Here is a 21,892-nt window from a genome sequence, read left to right as displayed (position 1 = left end):
CGACCCGGTGTCACGGTTCCACCAGCGCCACCGACGCGATCCGGTGCAGGGCGAAGTGCCGGAGCGCGCCGGTGCCCGGGTCGGTGGCATCCAATTGACCGCCGGCCACCCGCACCGGTTCCACGATGCGCTGGGTGGCCACCCCTTGGGCGTCCACGTAGCCGATATGCACCGGGCGGTGCACTCGTACCGCCAGCTGCAGCAACGCCAGCGCGGCTGCGGTACTGGTCCGGGTGCCGTCACTGCGCACCTGCCGGCCGGACCGCGAACGCGCCGCCCGTTCCCCGGCGCGCAGTTCGTCAACCAGCAAGCGCAGCTGTTCGATACTGGGCGGGGTGGGACGCCAGGTGCGTCGCTCGCCGGGGCGGCTCGACAACCGCGCGCCCCGCGGCCGCAGATCCACGATGGTGCCGGAGGAGTCCTCCCCGGCCGGGCTGAATCCGGCTGCGCGTAGCTGTTCGAGAACCTCGCCGAGCGGGGCCTGTGAGATCGCGACGGTCGGCGCGATCGTGCGTAGTGCGAGCTGACCGGCCACCGGCGCCGCCAGCACTTCGGCCAGCAGTGCCGGATCCTCGCTGCGCAGGAACGATTGCGCCATCCCGGCCCGCAGCCGCCCGTGCCGGCGTGCCACGTCGTCGATGAGGTAGGTGAGCGACTGCGGTACGGGGGTGCGCGAATGCACGGTGAACAACTGATGCAGCTCGGCCGCCGTCATTCCCGCATCGAGTGCGCGCCGCACCGAGCCTTCACCGACCCGGTAGACGGTGGCCGCGCCCGCGGATTCGATATCGGCGACCAGGGCGATGCGTTCCCGCAGTTCGGGAATCAACGGTCCGGGCGCGACGACGGTCAGATCTGCCTGAACCAGGACATGGTCCACCGGTTCGGGCAGTGCCGACTCCATCTCCGACTCGGCGTCGGCCGGGGTGCCGTGCAGTAGCGCCCGGCCCGCCGAGGTCAGTGCCCCCCGGCCGGTGATGCCCAGCGCCGCCGCCTCCGCCAGGGTGTGCTCTACGGCATCGATCCGGAAATGCCTGCGTCGCCGGGGCATCCGCCACGACAGCAGGCGGGCCACATCGGCACCGGAAATCGCGGTTCCCGGCGGGTACTCCGCGGTGACCGCGAGGATCGCGCGCCGGTCGGCGACGGCGTGCGCGCTGCGCAGTTCCTCCGACAGTGCTGCCAGAGGTTTGTCGCCCGCATCGCGCATTCCGATCAGCCAGGGCAGCCGATCCAGCTCCAGCCAGGCATGGGCCAAAACGGTCCAGCGTCGCGCGGCGGGTGCCTCCAGCCAGCCGTCGGAAGCGAGCGTGGGCGCCCAGTAGTCTTCGCCCGCATCGCCGTCGGGGGCCGGCTCCGGAATCCCCTTGCCCAGGAGGTTGGCGGCCGTCAGCACCTCCACCAGCAGACCGGCCCGGGATTCGGTCACACCGGCCTGTTTGGCGATCCGGCGGAGCTCTCGCACCCCGAGCCCACCGGCGCGCAGCACCGGTGCCGGGGCCGTGGAAAGCACCTCGAGAATGTCGGTGGTGTGGCGGAGCAACTCACCGACCTCGCCGGCGGCCGCGGCGTTCACATCGGCGGCGGTGTGTTCGCGCGGCTGGGTGTGCGGGGGTGTGAGTGCGTGTGGATCGGTGACGGGTTCGCGTCGTAGCACCTGTCCGGCGGCCGCGGGCAATTCGACGGTTTCGTCGTCGATCCGGATCAGTAGCCGGCGGGCCAGCAGCCGTGGGACGGGTCGCTCGGCATCGGCGCCGGGTGCGGCGTCGCGCGTGCGGCCGCGCGGACCCGTGGTGGCCAGCTTGTCCAGTAGCGCGCGCTCGGAATCGGTGATCTCGCGCAGCGCGGCTTCGATCTCGGGTTCGGTCAGTGCGTCGGGCAGTTGGGTGGTGGCGCCCAGCTGCCAGGGCAGTGCGTCGGGGGCGGCGGCGACCACGAGTAGTTCGTCCTCGCCCCACACCAGGGCACGTTCGGTGAGCCGGGCCAGTGCGCCGTCCACGGCGGCGGTGCCGACCCGGTCGGCGAGTAGTTCGTTCAGGCGCGTGCGGGGCAGAGGGCGCTCCGAGCGGGAGCCGCCGTAGGCACCGTGCGCGGCGAGCGTCTCGAGCACCGCGAATTCCAGCGTGTTCAGATCGTCGGCGGCACGCAGTACCGATGCGCGCTGTTCGGCCCGCGCAGCCAGGACGGTCATGGAACCGGGCAGTGGTACCGCCAGATCGGGCCGCAGGTCGAGTAACCGGACGAGATCATCGTCGCTGCGGGAACTCAGCCAGTCGGTGAGCGTGCCGAGCTCGTCGGGGCCCGTTCCGGTACCGGAGTGCGTCCCGGCACCGTCGTCGGAGGCGCGGGCATCGGTCGTGGTCATCCAATCCAGACTACGGCGAACGAACATGCCAGAATAAGGCCGTGGTGAACAAATCGAAGAAACCCTACGTCGACAACGGCTGGCCCCAGGTGGCCGACGGCGAGCATGCGGTCACCGAGCTTTCCTCGGCCCGCTCCGGAAACCTGTCTCCCTTCGGCGAGGAAACCGAATTTCCGCTGCCGGCGAGCGACCTGCCTTATGTGCATCCGCACACCGTGGTCAACCGCTGACGGCAGAACGACTGGGGCCCGCATCCGAACGGATGCGGGCCCCAGTCGTTGGTGGAGTATGTACCCCGGCGATCAGTTGGGCAGCAGGCCCTTGTTCGCCTGGTAGAAGTTCACGATCGACGGATCGAGTTCGGCTCCGCTGGACTTGAAGCCGTTGTAGGTGTCGAGCACCTGCTGGGGCAGCTGCACGCCCTGCGCCTTGGCGGCGGTGACGGCCTTGTCGACAGCGGTGAAGACCTGCTCGCTCTGGTTGACGGGAGCCTGGGCCGAGGCCTGGCTCTCCGGGCCGGAGTGCCAGCTCGGGGCGGGGGAGCTCGGGACCTCACGCGGGGTCGAGGTGCCCTGCAGGCCGAGGCTGGAGGAGCAGGAAGGCCATGCGCCCCAGCCCTGGCTGGCGAGAACCTTCTCGGCTACCGCGATCTGCTGTTCGCGGGAGGCTTGGTTGGCAGAGGGGGCGTAGTCGGTACCGCCGTGAGATGCCCAGGTCGACTGGGAGAACTGCAGGCCACCCTGGAATCCGTTGCCGGTGTTGATGCCCCAGTTTCCGCCGGATTCACACTGTGCGAGCTGGTCCCACTCCGAATCGGGAGCCGCGGCGGCGTTTCCAGCGAGAGCCACACCGGCGCCACCCATGACGGCGCTGGCGACAGCGACCTTGGCAACGGTGCGACCGGTGTTGGTCTGCTTGCGATGGCGTCCACTCATATCGGGTCGTCTTCCTCTCGTCCGCGCCTGCGAGGTGAGCTGTCGGGTTCGGACTGAGAGGCCGTCCGGTCCCGGGTTACCGGGACTTCACCCCAAGGGATCGTCCGTTTCCGGCCGGTCCCGCTTCCCTGCGGAGGATCTTCGATCCTCGGTGGGAACGTGGGTTCCCCGCCCTCGCCCCTGATTCCGTCGGGGTCCGTACCCGCGGGGCGAGGTTCGGTGCGGCGGGCCGGTGGTGCCGGGATGCCCCGGCTGCGATAGACGGTACGAGAAACCGGCGGAAAAATCACTATTTGGTAACCGGCGTGTACGTCGGGACCGTCTGCGGCGCAATAGCTTTTGCTCAGGCGTCTGTGCAGGTGAGTGCGGCGTGTCTGATGCGAGTGCAGCTCGTGACCGTGGCGTTATCGCACTGTGATGTGACGAAGCTCACATGTGTAGCCGTCGGTGTGTCGGTCAAATACCTACCGGACGCGCCGTCCGGACCACAGCGCGAAGACGATCGCGAGCAGTAGGCCCAGCGGTGTCCCGGCCATCGCCACCAGGTACAGCCACAGTGGGGGGTCGCCGTCGGTGACCACCGGGGTCAGAAATATGGCGATGATCGCCAGTACGCCGATCGCGAAGAGTCCGAGGGCTAGGCGCAGCAGCACATCGCCGGCGCGCCGGGGTGTGCCGCGCGAAGAGGTATCTGGCATTGATGCACCGTAAAACGGGTGTGCTCGCGGGCCCCTCACCGGGGTAGACTTGTATCCCATCGCGTCCTGCAGAGCTGTGTGGGGCGCGTTCTTTCGCACAGAGACAGGTTTCGGCGAATCGCCGGAGCCTGCGACCGTGTCCGGGGGCCTTCGCTGCTCATGCGGATGCGGACGAACCGGACAACGATGACGAACGGGTGAGCGCAGTGCCGACCGGCAAGGTGAAGTGGTACGACGTCGACAAGGGTTTCGGCTTCCTTTCCCAGGATGAGGGTGAGGACGTCTACGTCCGGTCGTCCGCCTTGCCCAAGGGCGTCGAGGCGCTCAAGCCCGGTCAGCGTGTCGAATTCGGGATGGCGGCCGGCCGTCGCGGCCCGCAGGCGCTGAGTCTGAAACTGCTCGACCCGCTTCCTTCGGTCCGCAATGCCCAGGGTCGCAATGCGCACGGTCGCAAGGAGGCGCCGGCGCATCCCCGCAAGGCCCCCGACGATCTGCACGGAATGATCGAGGACATGATCACCCTGCTGGAGGCGACGGTGCAGCCGGATCTGCGCAAGGGCAAGTATCCCGATCGCAAGACCGCCCAGCGCATCGCGGAGGTCGTCCGCGGCGTGGCCCGCGAACTCGATCACTGAGCTCGCGAGCCGGACCGGTCACACGGTGTCGATCGACCATGCCTGATAGGGCATGAACGACTGGTTGCCCAACTGGTCCTGGGTGAGGACCACCAGCTGAATCTCGAGATGCGTCAGCCGCAGATCCGGTTTCAGCAGTGAGGGAATGGTGACCGCTCGGGTGCCCTTCTCGTAATCGAGATAGGTGATCCGCAGCGGCTGCGTCGTCCCGTCCGGGGCGACGTACTCCAGCCTGATCATCCACGGCGCGCCGACGAGGTAGTCGGGCAGTGAGAGCTGCACCGGGTATCCGGGAGGTGCCGGCAGCGATGCGGTGGTCCGGCTGTCCGGCTTCTGCACGATCGAAATTCCGTCGGCCCCACCCTGCTCGATCGACCAGAAACGGAACGGCGGCACCTCCACGGTCTTGCCGTGCGCGTACGCGGTCACCGTCGGCTCTTTCTCGGGTGCGTTGTGCACGGCCACCGCCACGATGCCGGCGACGGCCGCGACGACCACCAGAACCGCCGCGACGGCCAGCGCGAGAATCGTGCGGGTGCTGGGCTTGCTCACTGTGGCTGATTTCCTGTCGCTAGGGGGACTTCCTGTTTCGCGTGCTGGGGCCGGTTTCCGCCGAATCCGGGGAGCAGCGAATGCCCACGGTAGCTGACGAAGGTCTGCGCCAACCCGGCAGCCAATACCGCCGTGACCACCGCGAAACCCTCCCAATAGGTGGTGGGCAGCAGCACGCCGCCAGCACCTCCGATCACCCAGGACAACTGGAGCACCGTCTCCGAGCGGCCGAATCCGGAGGCGATCGACTCCGGCGGCAGATCGTCCTGGATCGAGGCATCCAGCGAGACCTTGGCCAGCGCGCTGGCACAGGAGGCGACCAGGGCCGCGACCGCCGCACCGATCAGGTTGTCCAGCAGTGTGGCCAGCAGTGCCGCCACCGCACACGCGGCGGCGCACTCCACCACGATCAGCGAGGGCCGGCCCAGCTTCAGCCGCGCGCCGGTGGCATTTCCGGCGAAGTTGCCGATCGCTGCCGCCGCTCCGACCACGCCGAGCATCGCGGCCTGCTGCACCGGACGATGCTCGGTCGACTTGGCGACGAAGGCCACATAGAAGGTGAGGAATCCGGTCAGCACGCGGATGGTGCTGTTGCCCCACAGTCCGGTCACCACCGAACGACCCAGTGGCTGCCGGCGGCGGTTCGGTTTCACCGGTGACTTTGCGCCGCGATCGAGGACATCGGTCGAGCCGCTGCGGCCGTGATAGCCGAGGGTGGCGGGTACCTCACCCTCGGTGACCTCGACCCACGACGGAATACGCAGGCTCAGATAGGCACCCGCCGCGGCGAGCAGGGCCGCGAAGACCAGTGCACCGACCGACCCCGCGACCGCGGCGACCATACCGGCCAGGGCGCCCGCACCGAGCGTCCCGCCGACCAAGCCGAACACGGTGAGCCGGGAATTGGTGCGGACCAGATCGATACCCGGTGGCAGCACTCTGGGCGTGACCGCGCTCTTGAGCACCGCGAACGATTTACTGGAGATCATCATGCACAGCGCGAGCGGATACAGGGCCCAGCTGTCGAAATTGAAGATCAGCAGGATCGCGAAGACCACCCGGATCGCGAACGACGCCGCCAGCGCGAGTCTTCGGCCGCGCTGCAACCGGTCCAGCAGTGGGCCGATCAGGGGCGCGATCACCGCGAACGGTGCGATCGTGATCAGGAGATACAGCGCCACCTTGGTCTTGGATTCGGCGGTGGCGCTGGCGAAGAACAGCGTGTTGGCCAGCGATACCGCGATCGCGGCATCGAGGGCGAAATTGGCCATCGTCGCGTAAACGAGTGCGGTGAGCCCGGATTCGCCCGCCCCGTCGGCGCGGGCCGCGCGCTGGAAGGTGTGGAACCCCTTCTCGGTGAGCTCGATGCTGCGCATGGCCATGACCCGGGTCACGGTCATCTTGCGCGGAACCCGCTTGCGCCCGGCGATCTTCTCGTCCTTGGGGCGCGGACGTTCGGAGGCGTGGCCTGCCCCGGCTCCTGATGCGGATGCCCCGGCTCCCGGTGCGTCCGGCTCGTCACCGGAATTGTCGTACCCGGCCTCGGGGGCCTCGTATTCGTCGGCGCGGGGCTCCCGCAGTGGGAGGGTGCGCGGCGGTTCACCCGACGCCATGCGGCGGGTCACGAATTCCGGGACGTCCGCCTCGTCACCGCGCGCCGCCGGTCTGTCACCTCCGCGTGGGGGGAGCGGTGGCAGCGGTGGTGGCGGGGGCGGTGACGGTGGGTGCGACGACGGAGTGTTCGGGGGTGGGTACCGGTCGTAGCCAGGGTGCCGGCGGGTAGCTGGATACTCCTCGCCGTCCCACGGACCGGGCTCGGTGCCGGAGGGGTCGCGGGAGGCAGTCACGTGTCGATTCTCCCGCACGCCGCCGGCGCGTGGGCGGCGGCCGTGCTGTGATCCCTGCCGTGTCATCGCACTCCGCTCACTCCGGGACGAAACGGACTTCGAACATGGTGGGCCAGTATTTGCCGGTGATCAGGAAATGATCGGTCCCGGGAAGTTGGGCGATGCCGTTGAGGACGTCGGCATCGGCCTGCTCGGTCGGCGGTAGCAGCCCGCCCGCATCGATATCGGCCAGCACCGCACCGCTGTCGGGATCGATGTGCAGGATGTGGTCGGTGGGCCACGCATTGGCGTAGATGGTGCCGTCGGCAGCGCAGTCGAGTTCGTTGAGTCGTGCCGCGCGGTGGCCGTCGATGCGGACCGTGCCGGTCGGTTCGAAGGTGTGCGGGTCGCGGAAGGTGAGCGTGTCGCTGCCGTTGCTCATAACCACCCGGTTGCCCCGGGTGCACAGGCCCCAACCCTCACCCTCGTAGTGCACCCGGTGACGTTCGGCCAGGGTCTCGGGATCGCGGGCGAATGCGGTTTCGTTCTTCCAGCTGAGCTGCCACAGGGTGGACCCCGCCCGGGTGACGCCCTCGCCGAAGTAGTCGCCCGGCAGGGCGGCGCGGGCAAGTCGTTTCCCGGTGGCCAGTTCGGTCGCGGTGACGGTGGATGCGCCTTCCATCCCGGTGCTCTCGTAGAGCACCGGTCCGTCCACCTCGAGGCCCTCGGTGAAGGCGGTCCGATCGTGCGGTCTGGTGCCCACCACCTCGACCCGATACCGGGGCGCATCCGAACCGGTGTCGCAGCCCGTCACGGACAGCATTGTGGACGCTGCGACCAGTACTGCTGCGGCCGCCGCACGGCGTTGGCGTTTCATACGGCAAAATGTAGGACGTGAGCGCAGTGTCTGTTTCGGAGTCCGGCGTGCGACCGATCCTGGCGGAGGCGGCCGAACCGGCTCGTCGTGCGCTCCTGGAGTTGCAGCCCACGGGAGTGGGTGAATATCTGGGTGTCACCGGCGAGGACGAATACGCGGCCACGCACCGCTTCGCCGCGACCTTGCCCGGGTACCACGGCTGGCAGTGGGAGGTCGTGGTCGCGGCCGCACCGGGGGCGACGTATGCCACCGTCAGCGAGTCGGCGTTGCTGCCCGGCCCCGACGCGCTGATCGCACCGGACTTCGTGCCCTGGGAGCAGCGTGTCCGCCCGGGTGATCTCGCCCCTGGCGATCTGCTCGCCCCGCGTGCCGACGACGAGCGGCTGGTGCCGGGATACGTCGAGTCCGGAGATCCGGCCACCGACGAGGTGTGTGAGGAGATCGGCCTGGGTCGCCGCCAGGTTCTCAGCCGTGAGGGCCGCGTCGAGGCCGCCGAGCGTTGGTACTCCGAATTCGGCCCGGGCACCGATATGGCACGTTCGGCCCCCGGCACCTGTGGGGTGTGCGGATTCTTCGTGCCGCTCGCCGGATCGCTGCGCGCGGCATTCGGTGTGTGCGCCAATGCGTTGGGCGCCGACGGCCGGGTGGTACACGTCGAATACGGATGCGGCGCCCACTCCGATACCGAAATCCCCACCGGCGCCGGCTCCCCCCGGTACGAGCCCTACGACGACGCCGCGGTCGAGCTGATCCCGGCGAGCGAATCCAGGCGCCCCACCGAGCAATCCACCGAGCCGGCCTCGGCGTCGGATGAACCGCCCGCGGTAGCCGGCGATCCCGTGATTGCCGACAGTGCAGCGGGCGAGGCGGCCCCGATCGGTGAGGTCCCGGCGCTCGCCTCGGCGAACGGCACCGCAGCGAAGATCGGCGAATCCACCGGCACCGAGTCGGCACCGGATACCGAGGGTGCGGCGACGACCGCTCCCGTGGCAGAGGCGGATATCGAGTCGTCCACCGCAGCGGATGCGCCGACTACCGGTGCAGCGCAGGGCGAGAACACCGCGGCGGCCGGTACGTCGGGGCACGCACCAGCGGAGCGGCCGACCGAGGCCGAGGCGGCGGGGGAGAACTGACGGGCGCGGACGGGGGAGCCGTAGGGGTGGCACAGGATCCGTTCGGCACCGCCGCATTGCGGGACGGTGTGCTGACCGCATGGCGCAGTTCGCCGACCCGGCTCCGAGAGGACGCCGCGACCGAGGCCGATCTGGTCCGGGCGGGCTATCGCGATCGACTCCTCACGGAACTGGCACAGAATGCCGCCGATGCCGCGGTCAAGGCCGGGGTCCCCGGACGGATGCGGGTGCAGTTGTGCGGCAGGGCGCTGCATATCGCCAATACCGGTGCGCCCCTGGATATCGCCGGAATCCACGCGCTGACCGCGTTGCGGGCCTCCGGGAAGACCGGGACTGCGGTCGGTCGGTTCGGCGTGGGTTTCACCGCGGTGTTGTCCGCGGGTGAGGAGATCGAATTCCGTTCCACCACCGGCTCGGTGCGCTTCTCCCGGGTCCAGACGGTGGAACTGCTGCGCACCGAAGGAATCGATATTCCGGACAGCGAAGCGGGCCCGGTGGTTCCGGTGCTGCGGCTGGCATGGGCGGTCGACACCGCCCCCGAGACCGGGTTCGACAGCGAAATCGTGGTGTGGTTGCGCGACGATGTAGACGCCGGAGCGCTGCTGGATGCCATGCGTGCCGAGGTGGTCGACCTGCTGCTGGAACTGCCCGGCCTGCAATCGATCCGGATCGCCGACGACGAAACCTGGCGTTCTGCCGAGGATTTCGGTTCCGGTCTGCGGCAGATCGTGGTCACCGCGCTGTCGGGTGCCGAGGCGCGGTGGTGGGAATACACCACCGAGCGGGCGCGCTGGCTGCTCCCGCTGCACGACGGACGGGCGGTCCCCGCCGGCTCGGACGTGTTGCGCGCACCCACTCGCACGGACGAGGAATTGTCCCTCCCGGCCGTGCTGATCGCCGATATCGCGCTGCAACCGGATCGTCGTCGACTGCTCCCCGGGGCCCGACTCGCCGAATTGGCCGACGGGTACGCAGATTTCGCCCGCGCCCTCCCACCCGCGGACCGGGTAACTCTGATTCCGGCCCCGGGCTTCGCCCGCAGCGAAGCCGACGCGGTGCTCCGCGAGGCACTGCTGACACAACTCCGTGAACATCCGTGGTTGCCGGTGGTCCCCGCTCCGGCATCCGAGCACATCGCCCCCTGGGACACCGCGGCGCCGAACGCAACCGAGCCGGAAGACACCACGGCCGATGCTGCTGCCGCGTCGGCCGGCTCGACGGTGCACGAGGCCGCTGCGGCCCGGCAGCGAACCACGACACCGGCCGCGGCGACGGCACCGATGAACTCCGCGCCGGGCGACACCGTGGCCGCCCCCGTGCGGGCGAGCGTATTCCTCGGTATCACCGCGGAACTGGCGGAGTTGCTCGCCGAGGTACTGGGACCGCTGGTAGTTCCGGAGCTGTCCGGCCGGGCCAGTGCCGACCTGCTGGCGACGCTGGACGTGCACCGCATCGGTTTGGCGCGCATCGCGGAACTCACCGGCAGCGTGCAGCGTCCGCCGCAATGGTGGTATGCGCTCTACGACGCGCTGGAACCGTTCGTCACCGATCCGTTGGCGGCCGAGGAGCTCGGTGCGCTGGCGGTGCCGCTGTCCGACGGCCGGCTGGTCACCGGGCCGCGCACGGTGGTCCTCGACGATCAACTCGACGATGTGGTGGCCGTGCCGTGGGCGCGGCTGGTCCATCCGGAGGCGGCGCACGACCTGCTCGCCCGCTTGGGGGCGCAACCGGCCGGCGTGGAGGACCTGCTCACCGATGCGGCCCTGCGCGCCGAGCTGGATATGCGTCCGGCCGACGAGGAACTCCGTGATGCGGTCCTCGGCCTCGCCGCCCATCTTCCGTCCGGCACGACGCTGCCGCCCTGGTTGGGCGGCCTGGAACTGCCCGACGACTCGGGTGAATTGCGTCCGGCCGACGAACTGCTGCTCCCGGAGGCACCGCTGGCGGAGGTGTTGATCGCCGATTCGCCGTTCGGCACCCTCGATGCCGACCTCGCCCCTCGTTTCCCGGTCGAGGCGTGGCGCGCGATCGGTGTCGGCTGGGGTTTCACGGTTGTCACCGAAACCGATCCCACCGGACCCGATCACGATCTCGACGACGAAGATCGCTGGTGGCAGGGACTTTCGGAGGATCCACCGGAACTCGCGGCGGTGCGCGACCTGGATCTGGTGGACGACGATGCGTGGCCGCGGGCGCTGCGGCTGCTGCTGTCCGAGCCCGGAACTCGGGCCCTGCTCGCCGATCGGGACGGTTACACCGCCTGGTGGTTGCGCCGGCACGCCCGCGTCGACGGTCGTCCGCTCGGAGTGTTCCGCTCCGGGGCGGATACGGCTTTCGCCGACCTGCTACCGGCACTCCCGGATTTCTCCGCCACCGATATCTCCGTTCTCGGCACGGTGCTGGCCGATCCGGACCTGGTCACCGTGGACTTGGCCGTCGCACTGCTCGAGGCGCTGGCCGACCCGGCGAAAACTCCGTCACCGGAAGCTGTTTCCGATACGCACCGCCGGCTGGCCGAAGCGGTGCCGCAGCTCGATCTGGACGATATCGGTGTGCCCGAGCGAGTGCGCGCGCTGTCCGGCGCGGTTATCGATCCGGAACACGCGCTGGTGCTCGACCAGCCCTGGTACGGGCTCGCCGTGCCACCGGATCGCCTGATCGCCGGTGATATCGCCAATGCCGGCGAGTTGGCCACCCTGCTCGATGTCGCGCTGGTTTCCGAAGCCGTCCGGGCCGAGGTCCTCGGTACCGGGCAGCGCAGCGACTGGGCCGACGAGCCGCTGGGAGTGCTGTTGCGTCTGCAATTCGGCCTGCCCGCGCCGACCGGCGACCTGGTGCTACACGACCGGCTGGAGGTGCGGCTCGACGGTGCCTTCGCGGCGACCGTGACGGTGCCGTGGTGGCGAGAGGGAGAGACCACCCATGTCCAGCGGCAGCCGGGCGCGGTGGCCTAGTCCGCGTACGAGGTGACCATCTCCGACAGCACGTCGAGCTGTGCGCGGGCCGCGGCGCTGTCGTCGTCGACGAGCCAGCGCAGCACCACACCGTCGATCACGTTGAGCGTGAACCGGCTCAAAGTCTCTACCGGAACGCGCCATTCGGTTCCGGTCGCTACGCGCGCATGCTCGAGGACATCGGCGACGGTGGAGTCGTTGAACAGGTACTGTTCGCGCGCGATCGCGAGCTTGGCCGGGGTCTGCTCACTTTCACGCAACGCGTAGGTGGTGGTTTCGTAGGTGAGTAGTTGCCGTTGCGCCGAGGATTCGATGTTCAGCCACAACAGTTCCAGGCTCGCGCGCACCAAATTTTGAAGGGAATCTTTTCCACTTCCGACTTCCTGCCAGACCGTTTCATTGGTCTCCACGGAATCGCGCAATTCCATCGACAACGCTTTGACCAGTTCGGTCATCAACGCATCTTTGTTTTCGAAACAGTAATGAACCACTCCGAGTGAAACCCCGGCCGCCTGCGCGACATCGCGCGTGGTCACACCGGCTACACCCTTCTTTTCGGCGAGACCGATGGCCGCCTCGATAAGGTGGGCACGGCGTTCTTCGACGCTCAATCGAGAGGACACGCAAGGGAGTTAAGCCGCAATGACGGCGACAGTCAATTCGCACACCGTAAAATCGGCGTGCTTCGCCCGCGAGGCGTGTTCGGTATCGCGGAGCCGGATCTCACAGGCCTTTCTGGGCACCTTTGTCACCCCGGCGTGAACCCCGGCGCTGAATCAGGAAAATTCCGGTCGCCAGCAGTCCGACCACCAGACCCATCAGACAGATCGGCCGGGCATCGGCCCAGTTGTCGTTGCACCACACCACAATGGTCGCCACCAGCCACACCAGGCTGCCGACCACGAGCACCGGCCGCGGATCGGTCAATCGCGGCGGAATCTCGGGGACCGGGGATTCGGGCGGATCGGGGGTCACGCCGACAACGATAGCGGCGGGAACCAGCAGAGCGCCGCAGCGGTGTCCCGTATCGTTCTGCTCTGTGAGAGAGCCTTCCGAAATCCGTGCACTCGCCGGTGATCTGTCCCTGGCGGTCGTGCGGCTGACACGGCATCTGCGTGGCCGGCGCCCCGACGCCCAGATTTCGCTCACCCAGCTGTCGGCCCTGGCGACCCTGGCCACGGATGGGGCGATGACGCCCGGAGCCCTGGCCGCCAAGGAGCGCGTGCAGCCCCCGTCCATGACGCGCGTCATCGCATCGTTGTCGGAGATGCGACTGGTCAACCGGGACCCGCATCCGACCGACGGCCGCCAGGTGATCGTCTCCCTGGCCGAAGCGGGACAGGCGCTGTTGCGCAACGAGACCAGCGCACGTGAGGAATGGATGTCGGAGCAGCTGGCCGGGCTCAGTCCCGAGCAGCTACGCACACTCGCCGACGCCGTGACGATTATGAGACAACTGGTCGCCGAACCCGAGTAGCCGCGCGGGCGAGCCTCGATCAGGCGCTGAAAGCGCGGTCGCTGGAAACGATTTCGCGCCCGAGCGGCATCAGCGACACCGGGATCAACTTGAGGTTCGCCCAGCCGAACGGGATACCGATGATCGAGATGAACAACGGGATGCTGGTGACCAGATGCCCGATCGCGAGCCAGAAACCCGCGAAGATCACCCAGATGATGTTGCCGATCAACGAGGGCGCTCCCGCACCGGGCTGCGCTACGACCTCGCGCCCGAACGGCCACAGGACATAGGCGCCGATCCGGAACGACGCGATTCCGAACGGGATCGTGATGATCAGGATGCAGCAGATGATTCCGGCCAGGAAGTAGCCGACGGCCAGCCAGAATCCGGCGAAGATCAGCCAGAGCACATTCAGCACGAACCGGAGCAGGGTCATCCTTCGAGCATGCCAGGGTCGCGGCTCGCCCACCAGGTATGACGGCGGATCAGAAGAACCAGCCCAGCACCGGCTGCCGCTCACCTCGGAACGCGTGGTCCATATCCCGCAATACCCGCGGTCCGGCGGCCCGCAGCCGGTTCGCGGCAGCGAAGGTCCGGGCGGAGTAACCGCCGAGGTAGAGGCTCCCCAGCACGTCGATACCGAGTTCGATATCGGGGGTGCGGTCGGTCGGCTCGCATTCGGCCTGCCCGTCGCGTACCCGCAGCGCGAAGGTGCCCCCGGCGCCGCGGAACGGATCTGTCACCGCCACAGCGATATCCAGGTCGCCGTCGTAGCCGCGCGCGGTCAGCGCCGCCGGGACGTCCATCAAACGCACCCACAGCGCATCGGTGCGGTCGGTGGTCCGGACCAGGCGCGAGTCGGTGAGCAGCTGGGGGAGCGGGTCGTCGTCGGCGAGGGTAGCCGTGACGGTGTGGACCAGATCCAGGCCGAGCAGAGCACGCCACAACGCGGCGTGTGCGGCCTCGGTGACGGCACGCAGCTCCACCACCTCGACGGTGAGATTCTTCCGGTCCGAGGCGACGTGGCGGTAGAGCACGTAGCCGTCGGGATGGACCAGTGCGAACAACGCGCCTTGGCCGCCGTTCGCGACCAGCTGGATCATCCAGGCCGCATGTGGGCGGGCCTGGGCGCCGGGGACCCGCAGTCGCCAGCGGTCGTAGATCTCGGGGATCCGGGCGACCGCATCCTCGAGTGGCATTGCCGCCACACCCCCGGGATCCGGTGCGCTGGGCAGGAATTCGGCAAAACGCCGGTCGATGGAGATCTGGTTTTCCAGCACCGCGGGCCCGTAACCGAACCGGCCGTAGATACCGGCGCGACTGGCGGTGAAGATGGTCAACGGTAGCCCCGCTGCCTCGGTGCGGCGGTGCACCTCGGTATACATCGCCCGCAGCAGACCGCGGCGCCGATGTGTCGAGGCCACCGCGACGCCGGCGATGCCGCTGACCTCGACGGTGCGCTCACCGGGCACCGTCAACGTCATCGTGGTGTCCCGGGTGTGGCCGATCAGCTGGTCGCCGTCCATCGCGACGAGGGTGCGCTCGAGCGGGAACAGTTTCATCGCCTGCTGCACCAGCACCGGGTCGCGCTGGGGTGAGCTGACGAAAGCGCTGGACAACAGCAGGTTCGCGGCGGGGACATCCTCCTCGGTCGCCGCACGCAGCACGATCCCCTCCGGAAGCACCATGCTACGAGCCTCGCACACCGATCCCACCTCCTGCACTCCGATTACCGGCTCGGCCGGGCTGGCTGGCGGGTCGGGCGGCCGCGGCGGCCGGTGCGTTGCGCTGTGTCTGCGCCGGCAGACCGCACCGACAGCGGGGCGCATCAACGGCGGGCGGGGCCCGGGCAGTCCGATATTCCTGGAGACCAGTCGGCGGCAGGAACGTGGGTGGGGCGAGCGCTGGGCCGTCCGGACCTCGTTGTCGCACCCGCGCCGTTGCGGGTGGTGGACGCGCCCGCGCTCGCGCGGTGGTCGAGGGGAGCTCCGGGCCTGTCCTCCCCTCCGAGACAGGCCCGGATTCCGGCGACCCGGTGTGGGTTCCGGGCCGCGAGGTTCATGGTGCCGCCACGAGCCAGTGGCTCGCTTAACGACCGCTTGGCACCGTAGAAACGACGAAACCCGCTTCCCCTGCGGGAAACGGGTTTCGAATGAGAGCGGGACTCAGCGACCGGAGATGTCGTGGTAGTCGCGGGCACCGTAGCCGGTGTAGATCTGGCGCGGACGGCCGATCTTGAGCGGCTCGCTGTGCATTTCACGCCAGTGCGCGATCCAGCCGGGCAGCCGGCCCATCGCGAACAGCACGGTGAACATGCGGGTCGGGAAGCCCATCGCCCGGTAGATGACGCCGGTGTAGAAATCGACGTTCGGGTACAGGCGGCGATCGACGAAGTAGGAGTCGGTCAGGGCCGCCTCTTCCAGGGCCTTGGCGATGTCGAGCAGCGGGTCCTGCACACCCAGCTTGCCGAGGATCTGGTCCGCGGTCTTCTTGACGATGGTCGCGCGCGGGTCGTAGTTGCGGTAGACGCGATGCCCGAAGCCCATCAGCTTCACGCCGTCTTCCTTGTTCTTGACCTTGCGGATGAATTCCTTCACCGCGGCGTCGACCGTGCCGTTGCCGATCTCGGACTTGATGCCGTCGAGCATCTCCAGCACCGCCTGGTTGGCGCCGCCGTGCAGCGGGCCCCACAGCGCGTTGATACCGCCGGAGACGGAGGTGAACAGGTTCGCGTCCGACGAGCCGACCAGGCGCACGGTCGAGGTGGAACAGTTCTGCTCGTGATCGGCATGCAGAATCAGCAGCATGTCCAGCGCCGCGGCCAGTTCCGGGTCGACCTCGTAGGGTTCGGCCGGGAAGCCGAAGGTCATCCGCAGGAAGTTCTCGACCAGGCTCAGCGAGTTGTCCGGGTACAGGAACGGCTGGCCGACCGACTTCTTGTAGGCGTAGGCCGCGATGGTGGGCAGCTTGGCCAGCAGCCGAATGGTGGACAGCTCGACCTGCTCGGGATCGCGCGGGTCCAGCGAATCCTGGTAGTAGGCCGACAGCGCGTTGACCGCGGACGACAGCACCGGCATCGGGTGCGCGTTGCGCGGGAAGCCGTCGAAGAAGCGCTTCAGATCTTCGTGCAGCAGGGTGTGGCGGCGGATCCGGTCGGTGAAGTCTTCCAGCTGAGCCTGGGTCGGCAGCTCGCCGTAGATGAGCAGGTAGCTGACCTCGATGAAGGTCGAGTTGTCCGCGAGCTGCTCGATCGGATAGCCGCGGTAACGCAGGATGCCGGCCTCGCCGTCGATGTAGGTGATCGACGACTTGGTGGAGGCGGTGTTGGTGAAGCCCGGGTCGTAGGTGACGTATCCGGTGCTGGCCAGCAGCTTGCCCAGATCGATACCGTCATTGCCCTCGACCGCCGGGGCGACCGTCATGGGGTACTCGCCGCCGGGGTAGTACAGCACCGGCTTGGCGTCGGCCGAGCCGTTCTTATCGGACGGCGATTGCGCGACTTTGATGTTCTCAGCGGGCACGGAAGGATCCCTCTCAGGCTAGAACCGTAGGCGTCGGGCGCGGTCGGCGTCCGGCGCACTTACCTCAACGCTAGCGGCTCGCCGGTAACGTCGATTCGTGAGGGTCGCCATCGGCTACCTCACGGTCACATGCGTGCGATGTGAGTTCACGGTGCCACTCGTGCTAGTGGCTCGCACCCCGGGTGCGGGGGTCTCGGTCGTCGGGAATCTCGGCGTGGGCACGGGGAACGCGGTAGCGGACGAAGGCCGGGAACACCGCCGCGGCGAGCACGACACCGATCACCACCAGCACACCGCCCCCCGCTGCTGCCACAGCAGTACCCATGGCGGCGGCGGTGAAACCGTGGGCAACATCACCGATGCGGGGGCCGCCCGCGACGACCACGGTGAACACGCCCTGCAACCGCCCGCGCATCTCGTCGGTCGCGACTTGCTGCAACATACTGGTCCGCAGTGCAGCGGAGAACATATCGACGGCACCGCCGAAGGCCAAGCAGCCCAGTGCGATCCACAGGCCGAGTCCGGTGCTCAGCTGATGGCCGGTGGCACCGACGGCGAGGCCGAACCCCAGCATCGCCACACCCCACAGCGCGATACACACCACCACGGCCAGGCCCTGCCTGCGTACATGGCCGAGCCAGCCGGAGAACACTCCGCCCGCGACCGCACCCGCGGACATCGCGGCGAACAGCAGTCCCAGGGCCGTACCGCCACTCACGGGATCACCGAAGGCGTCGTGTGCCATCTGGGGAAACAGTGCGCGCGGCATGCCGAACACCATGGCGATGATGTCGACGGCGAAGGAGGCCAACAGGATCGGCTGGGTGGCCAGATAACCGAAGCCCTCCACGACCGTGCCGAGCCCGGCGCGCCGTTTCGTCCCGGTCGGTGGGATGGGCGGCAGTTTCCATACCGCCCACAGCGTGGCGAGCAGTGCGATCGAGTCGAGCAGGTACAGCATCGACAGTCCGGTCACGTTGATCAGCGCGCCCGCGGTCACCGGCCCGGCGATGGCGCCGAACTGCATCACGGTCATATTCAGCGAGTTGGCCGCCGGGAGCAGTTCGTCGGGCAGCAGTCGCGGAATGATCGCGGCCCGGGTCGGCTGGTTCATCGCGAAGAAGGCCTGCTGCACCGCGAACAATCCGAGCACCAGCCAGACGTTGTTCACGCCCGCCGCGGCCTGTAACCAGAAGCCCACCGAGGTCAGGCCGGTGCCCACGCTGGTGATCAGCAGCAGGGTGCGCCGGTCCATCACGTCGGCGACGGCACCGCCCCACAGGCCGAACACGATCAGTGGGACCAGCCCGAAGACGCCCGCGAGTCCGACATATCCCGAACTGCCGGTGATCTGGTAGATCTGCTGCGGTACCGCGACCACCGAGAGCTGGGCGCCGATGACGGTGACGATATTGGTCGTCCACAGCCGGCGGTAGTCGAGATTGCGCAGGGGAGCGGTATCGGCGAGGACTTTCACGACGAGACTTCCCGCCGGATCGAGGGTGTCGCGCACGCCTGCCGGAGGGATGCCGCCCGCTCGACCGGCGGCACCCGGACGGGCTGCGCTGTGAGTCCGGTCGGCTGCCGACCCCTGGAAAACATCCCATGAATATATCCGGGTCGGCCGGATCCGCGACTCGGCACATTCGCACCGACCCGGGCGTGGGGTCGGTGCGACGGCTCAGGGTTGCAGGCGTTCGATCCGCGCAGACGCCGTCGCGGACGGGCCGTCCGGCAGCGTCACCCGAACGCGGTTGTGCAGGCGGCTGCGCCGTCCCTGCCAGAATTCGACCTGCTCCGGCCGCAGGATGTATCCGCCCCAGTTCGCCGGTACCGGGATCTGGTCCACGCCCTCGAAACGGGTCGTGACATCGGTCAGCGCCCGATCCAGGTCCGCCCGCGAGGCGACCGGCTGCGACTGCCGCGACGCCCACGCGCCCAACTGCGAATTACGCGGCCGCGAACGCCAATACACGGTGGTGATCTCGGAGGCGACCTGCTCCACCCGGCCACGCAGGCTCACTTGCCGGCCCAGTTTCGGCCACGCGAAGGTTGCCGCCGCGTACGGGACGGCGTGCAGTTGCAATCCCTTTGCCGAATCGTAATTCGTGTAGAAAGTCACACCCTCGGACGACAGTCCTTTACACAGGACGGTGCGCGAGGCGGGCCGGGGTCCGTCGTCGGTCAGTTCCACGGTGGCCAGCACCATTGCATTGGGTTCGGTGATCCCGGCGCTGGTGGCCATTTCGATCCAATTGCGCAACAACGGTTCCCAGCCGTCGGCCGGCCAGTCCTCGGAGAGGTCGGGGTCGCCGCCGTATTCGGCGCGCATGGCGGCGATATCGAGATCGGCGCGGGCCGCGGCGTCGAGACTGTCGATGTCGTCTCCCACGGAGCCCGGCGAATTCTGCTGCTCGCGCATGACGCAGACGTTACCCCCCAGTACTGGGGAGATAAGGTTGCAGGTGATCGGCCGGAGTGGCACATGGCCGGCGAGCACCACTTTGCAAGGAGAGTCGAAACATGACTACCAGCGCTGCGGCTCCTACTGCTTCGGCCGTACCCCCCGATTTCGTCAGTGGCCTGGAAGGTGTGGTGGCGTTCACCACCGACATCGCCGAGCCGGACAAGGACGGCGGCGCACTGCGCTACCGGGGCGTGGATATCGAAGATCTGGTCGCCAACAACGTCACCTTCGGTGATGCCTGGGCACTGCTCGTCGACGGGCAGTTCGGGCAGGGACTGCCGCCCGCCGAACCGTTCCCGCTTCCGGTGCACACCGGTGACGTGCGGGTCGACGTCCAGGCCGGACTCGCGATGCTGGCTCCGATCTGGGGCTACCAGCCGCTGCTCGATATCGACGATGCGACGGCCCGGGAGAATCTGGCGCGCGCCTCGGTGATGGCGCTGTCCTATGTGGCGCAGTCCGCACGGGGCATCTATCAGCCTGCGGTGCCGCAGAAGGAGATCGACGAGTCCCGCACCATCACCGAACGCTTCATGCGCCGGTGGAAGGGTGATCCGGACCCGCGCCACACCGAGGCGATCGACGCCTACTGGGTGTCGGCCGCGGAGCACGGTATGAACGCCTCCACCTTCACCGCCCGCGTGATCGCCTCCACCGGCGCGGATGTGGCGGCGAGCCTGTCCGGCGCGATCGGCGCCATGTCGGGTCCGTTGCACGGCGGTGCTCCGGCCCGCGTGCTGCCGATGATCGAAGAGGTCGAGAAGTCCGGGGACGCACGGGCTCTGGTGAAGGGCATCCTGGACCGCAAGGAAAAGCTGATGGGCTTCGGACACCGGGTGTACCGGGCCGAGGACCCGCGCGCCCGGGTGCTGCGGGCCACGGCGAAGCGGCTCGACGCACCGCGCTACGAGGTTGCTGCCGCGCTGGAGCAGGCCGCGCTGGCCGAACTGCGCGAGCGCCGTCCCGATCGCGCCATCGAAACCAATGTCGAGTTCTGGGCCGCGGTGATCCTGGATTTCGCCGAGGTGCCCGCGCACATGATGCCGGCCATGTTCACCTGCGGCCGGACCGCGGGCTGGTGTGCGCACATCCTCGAGCAGAAGCAGCTGGGCAAGCTGGTGCGTCCGGCCGCGATCTACACCGGACCGGCGCCGCGCAAGGCGGAGACGGTGCCCGGCTGGGAGAGCGTCGGCCGGTAGCTCCCGGTGCGCGCACCCACCACCTGCGAGACCCGCGTCACGCTTTAGGATCGATGCCATGACCGCTGCCTTTCCGAGCCTTCCCGACGATCTGAAGCCCGCCGACGGCCGGTTCGGCTGCGGCCCCTCCAAGGTCCGCCCCGAACAGCTGCGCTCCCTCGTCGAGGTCGGCTCCTCGGTGATGGGCACCAGCCATCGCCAGAAGCCGGTCAAGGACGTGGTGGCGCGGGTCCGCACCGGACTGCGGGACCTGTTCTCGCTGCCCGAGGGATATGAAGTGGTGCTCGGTAACGGCGGTACCACCGCGTTCTGGGATGCCGCGGCCTTCGGCCTGATCCGGGATCGTTCGCTGCATCTGACCTACGGCGAGTTCAGCTCCAAGTTCGCCGCGGTCGCCAAGCGCAACCCATTCATCGGTGACCCGATCGTGGTGTCGTCGGATCCGGGCACCGCACCCGAGCCGGTATCGGATTCGTCCGCCGACGTGATCGCCTGGGCGCACAACGAGACCTCCACCGGTGTGGCGGTTCCGGTGCAGCGTCCGGCCGGTTCCGACAATGCGCTGGTGGCCATCGACGCCACCTCCGGTGCGGGCGGCCTGCCGGTCAATATCGCCGATACCGACGTCTACTACTTCGCGCCGCAGAAATGCTTTGCTTCGGACGGCGGTCTGTGGGTGGCGTTGATGAGCCCGGCGGCGCTGGAGCGGGTCTCCGAAATCAAGGACTCGGGTCGCTACACCCCGGAATTCCTGTCGCTGCCGATCGCGATCGACAACAGCCTCAAGGATCAGACCTACAACACTCCGGCCCTGGCCACCCTGTTGCTGTTCGCCGATCAGATCGAGTGGATGAACAACAACGGCGGTCTGGACTGGACGGTCAAGCGCACCCTCGATTCGTCCTCGCGGCTGTATTCCTGGGCCGAATCCAGCGAATTCGCGACACCGTTCGTGAAGGAGCCGGAGCATCGGTCGCAGGTGGTCGGCACCATCGATTTCGATCCGTCGGTGGATGCCGCGCAGGTGGCGAAGGTGCTGCGGGCGAATGGCATCGTCGATACCGAGCCGTACCGGAAACTGGGCCGCAACCAGCTCCGTGTCGGAATGTTCCCGGCGATCGATCCCGAGGACATTTCCCAGCTGACTCGCTCCATCGACTGGGTGGTTCAGCAGATCAACGCATGATCATTTTGCCGTGAGGCGAAAAGCCGCGGAAATTCCTCCGGGAATTCCGCGGCTTTTGCGTTTACGCTGATGTGGTGCGCGCCAA

At 68.2% G+C, this 21,892-nt stretch carries 20 protein-coding genes and 1 riboswitch; of the genes, 7 read left to right on the top strand and 13 right to left on the bottom strand.

Translation table 11 applies throughout. The features are described 5' to 3' along the window. Positions 1-10: 10 nt before the first annotated feature. Positions 11-2,365: a helicase-associated domain-containing protein gene (locus NV2_RS13720; RefSeq protein ID WP_084474621.1), complete on the bottom strand. Its 2,355-nt coding sequence runs from the start codon at positions 2,363-2,365 to the stop codon at positions 11-13. 41 nt (positions 2,366-2,406) lie between these two features. Here NV2_RS13720 and NV2_RS13715 point away from each other — a divergent pair, with 41 nt between their 5' ends. Then, a complete protein-coding gene (locus NV2_RS13715; RefSeq protein ID WP_067872959.1) occupies positions 2,407-2,595 on the top strand; it encodes a hypothetical protein in 189 nt (62 codons plus the stop codon). Between the two features lie 72 nt (positions 2,596-2,667). Here the strand turns inward: NV2_RS13715 and NV2_RS13710 are convergent, their stop codons facing one another. Both NV2_RS13710 and NV2_RS13705 read right to left on the bottom strand, forming a co-directional pair. Further along, positions 2,668-3,300 carry a resuscitation-promoting factor Rpf1 domain-containing protein gene (locus NV2_RS13710; protein WP_067872956.1) on the bottom strand — a complete coding sequence of 211 codons (633 nt, stop codon included), beginning with the start codon at positions 3,298-3,300 and terminating at the stop codon, positions 2,668-2,670. A 9-nt stretch (positions 3,301-3,309) separates the two neighbouring features. After that, positions 3,310-3,502, bottom strand: a riboswitch (cyclic di-AMP (ydaO/yuaA leader). 262 nt (positions 3,503-3,764) lie between these two features. Further along, positions 3,765-3,998 (bottom strand): hypothetical protein, encoded by a 234-nt coding sequence (locus tag NV2_RS13705; RefSeq protein WP_067872953.1) that lies wholly within the window; start codon positions 3,996-3,998, stop codon positions 3,765-3,767. A 206-nt stretch (positions 3,999-4,204) separates the two neighbouring features. Here NV2_RS13705 and NV2_RS13700 point away from each other — a divergent pair, with 206 nt between their 5' ends. After that, positions 4,205-4,633, top strand: coding sequence for a cold-shock protein (locus NV2_RS13700; RefSeq protein WP_174550589.1), 429 nt, complete (start codon positions 4,205-4,207; stop codon positions 4,631-4,633). An 18-nt stretch (positions 4,634-4,651) separates the two neighbouring features. Here NV2_RS13700 and NV2_RS13695 read toward each other — a convergent pair whose 3' ends face one another. From NV2_RS13695 to NV2_RS13685, 3 genes are all read right to left on the bottom strand, one after another. Continuing rightward, positions 4,652-5,185, bottom strand: a complete 534-nt coding sequence (locus NV2_RS13695; protein ID WP_067872949.1) for a DUF2771 family protein — start codon at positions 5,183-5,185, stop codon at positions 4,652-4,654. Continuing rightward, a complete protein-coding gene (locus NV2_RS13690) occupies positions 5,182-7,032 on the bottom strand; it encodes an MFS transporter (RefSeq protein ID WP_067873112.1) in 1,851 nt (616 codons plus the stop codon). Before NV2_RS13690 ends, NV2_RS13695 begins: the two co-directional genes overlap by 4 nt. Positions 7,033-7,108: 76 nt before the next feature. Continuing rightward, positions 7,109-7,888, bottom strand: coding sequence for a glutaminyl-peptide cyclotransferase (locus NV2_RS13685; RefSeq protein ID WP_067872947.1), 780 nt, complete (start codon positions 7,886-7,888; stop codon positions 7,109-7,111). 17 nt (positions 7,889-7,905) lie between these two features. Here NV2_RS13685 and NV2_RS13680 point away from each other — a divergent pair, with 17 nt between their 5' ends. Both NV2_RS13680 and NV2_RS13675 read left to right on the top strand, forming a co-directional pair. Beyond that, positions 7,906-9,021, top strand: coding sequence for a DUF3027 domain-containing protein (locus tag NV2_RS13680; protein WP_067872945.1), 1,116 nt, complete (start codon positions 7,906-7,908; stop codon positions 9,019-9,021). Between the two features lie 26 nt (positions 9,022-9,047). Then, positions 9,048-11,975 (top strand): sacsin N-terminal ATP-binding-like domain-containing protein, encoded by a 2,928-nt coding sequence (locus NV2_RS13675; protein WP_067872943.1) that lies wholly within the window; start codon positions 9,048-9,050, stop codon positions 11,973-11,975. Here NV2_RS13675 and NV2_RS13670 read toward each other — a convergent pair. Both NV2_RS13670 and NV2_RS13665 read right to left on the bottom strand, forming a co-directional pair. Next, positions 11,972-12,598, bottom strand: coding sequence for a TetR/AcrR family transcriptional regulator (locus NV2_RS13670; RefSeq protein ID WP_084474578.1), 627 nt, complete (start codon positions 12,596-12,598; stop codon positions 11,972-11,974). The two genes, NV2_RS13675 and NV2_RS13670, sit on opposite strands and share 4 nt — an antisense overlap. Positions 12,599-12,698: 100 nt before the next feature. Then, positions 12,699-12,950, bottom strand: a complete 252-nt coding sequence (locus NV2_RS13665; protein ID WP_067872940.1) for a DUF2530 domain-containing protein — start codon at positions 12,948-12,950, stop codon at positions 12,699-12,701. A gap of 64 nt (positions 12,951-13,014) precedes the next feature. Between NV2_RS13665 and NV2_RS13660 the strand changes: the two genes are divergently transcribed. Further along, complete coding sequence (locus NV2_RS13660) at positions 13,015-13,452, top strand: MarR family winged helix-turn-helix transcriptional regulator (RefSeq protein WP_067872937.1); 438 nt, start codon at positions 13,015-13,017, stop codon at positions 13,450-13,452. 19 nt (positions 13,453-13,471) lie between these two features. Here the strand turns inward: NV2_RS13660 and NV2_RS13655 are convergent, their stop codons facing one another. The 5 genes from NV2_RS13655 to pdxH all read right to left on the bottom strand — a co-directional run bounded on the left by NV2_RS13655 (position 13,472) and on the right by pdxH (position 19,287). After that, the gene (locus NV2_RS13655; protein ID WP_067872935.1) at positions 13,472-13,870 is read right to left on the bottom strand and encodes a YccF domain-containing protein; all 399 of its coding nucleotides are present in this window, start codon (positions 13,868-13,870) and stop codon (positions 13,472-13,474) included. A gap of 49 nt (positions 13,871-13,919) precedes the next feature. After that, positions 13,920-15,122 carry a GNAT family N-acetyltransferase gene (locus NV2_RS13650; RefSeq protein ID WP_067872932.1) on the bottom strand — a complete coding sequence of 401 codons (1,203 nt, stop codon included), beginning with the start codon at positions 15,120-15,122 and terminating at the stop codon, positions 13,920-13,922. Between the two features lie 477 nt (positions 15,123-15,599). Further along, on the bottom strand, positions 15,600-16,955 hold the full coding sequence (locus NV2_RS13645) for a citrate synthase (RefSeq protein ID WP_084474572.1): 1,356 nt from the start codon (positions 16,953-16,955) through the stop codon (positions 15,600-15,602). Positions 16,956-17,118: 163 nt separating this feature from the next. Then, positions 17,119-18,432, bottom strand: a complete 1,314-nt coding sequence (locus NV2_RS13640) for an MFS transporter (RefSeq protein WP_084474615.1) — start codon at positions 18,430-18,432, stop codon at positions 17,119-17,121. Between the two features lie 204 nt (positions 18,433-18,636). Beyond that, positions 18,637-19,287: a pyridoxamine 5'-phosphate oxidase gene (gene pdxH, locus NV2_RS13635; RefSeq protein ID WP_067873103.1), complete on the bottom strand. Its 651-nt coding sequence runs from the start codon at positions 19,285-19,287 to the stop codon at positions 18,637-18,639. Between the two features lie 191 nt (positions 19,288-19,478). Here pdxH and NV2_RS13630 point away from each other — a divergent pair, with 191 nt between their 5' ends. After that, positions 19,479-20,621, top strand: a complete 1,143-nt coding sequence (locus tag NV2_RS13630) for a citrate synthase 2 (RefSeq protein WP_067872926.1) — start codon at positions 19,479-19,481, stop codon at positions 20,619-20,621. 58 nt (positions 20,622-20,679) lie between these two features. Continuing rightward, entirely contained in the window at positions 20,680-21,807 is a 1,128-nt protein-coding gene (gene serC, locus NV2_RS13625) for a phosphoserine transaminase (RefSeq protein WP_067872923.1), read from the top strand. Positions 21,808-21,892: the final 85 nt, after the last annotated feature.

The sequence above is a fragment of the Nocardia vermiculata NBRC 100427 genome (assembly GCF_001613265.1).
GTDB lineage: Bacteria > Actinomycetota > Actinomycetes > Mycobacteriales > Mycobacteriaceae > Nocardia > Nocardia vermiculata.
This window is presented reverse-complemented; position numbering and strand designations above follow the sequence as displayed.